This is a genomic window from Bacillus sp. JJ1764, from assembly GCF_036962145.1.
Lineage (GTDB): Bacteria > Bacillota > Bacilli > Bacillales > Cytobacillaceae > Neobacillus.
On sequence record NZ_JBALNY010000033.1, the window covers coordinates 1 to 652 of the forward strand.

Here is a 652-nt window from a genome sequence, read left to right on the forward strand (position 1 = left end):
GTTTAATAGTTATCTAAAAAAGGAGAGAGGCAATTTGAAAAAAGCAGATGTAGGGAATATCATCGAATTCCGCGGCGGCCTGCAAGGAATAGTTGAAAAAGTGAATGAAAATTCAGTAATCGTTGACCTCACATACATGGATAATTACCGTGATTTAGAACTAGACCAACGCACTGTTGTTAATCATAAAAATTATAGAATTATAAAAGAAAGCGCTTATTAATACATTTTTATAGAAAAAGGCTGATAATTGTTATCCGCCTTTTTCTATTTATACTTTTTTTCCAAATTTATGGATTTTGTCCAGTTTCCTTCGATATCTGCTTTAATGATTTAATTTTTCCATGTGGGTTTTGATCTTGTTTTCTAACTGTCCACTCCCGCTCTTGCTGGCTTTTTGATTTACTCATGATTTTCACTCCCTTCCGCATTTATTTTTTTCAATTTCCTATGTTCTTATCAAAGAATTTGGACAAAATGATAAATGAATCTTTGAATTGCTTTAGATAAAGGAGTACTAATTATGAAACAGCTCATCTTGGATTTTCGTCTAATTATCGGTTTGTTATTGGCTCATATCCTTATCTATTTTTCCTTCCATGATAATACAATTTTTTGGTATATCTTCTCAGGATCTATCCTCTTACTAATT

2 protein-coding genes are annotated in these 652 nt (G+C 31.4%); one reads left to right on the plus strand and one right to left on the minus strand.

Features of this window, described 5'->3' with window-relative positions; translation table 11 throughout:
* Window positions 1-34: 34 nt before the first annotated feature.
* The gene (locus tag V7083_RS04780; protein ID WP_335476034.1) at window positions 35-223 is read left to right on the plus strand and encodes a YkvS family protein; all 189 of its coding nucleotides are present in this window, start codon (window positions 35-37) and stop codon (window positions 221-223) included.
* A 67-nt stretch (window positions 224-290) separates the two neighbouring features.
* Here the strand turns inward: V7083_RS04780 and V7083_RS04785 are convergent, their stop codons facing one another.
* Entirely contained in the window at window positions 291-410 is a 120-nt protein-coding gene (locus V7083_RS04785; protein ID WP_335475924.1) for a DUF6254 family protein, read from the minus strand.
* Between the last annotated feature and the right edge of the window lie 242 nt (window positions 411-652).

Bases quoted from the DNA above. Each gene is read 5' to 3' on its own strand.
- V7083_RS04785 (WP_335475924.1), bottom strand. From the start codon at position 410: ATGAGTAAATCAAAAAGCCAGCAAGAGCGGGAGTGGACAGTTAGAAAA.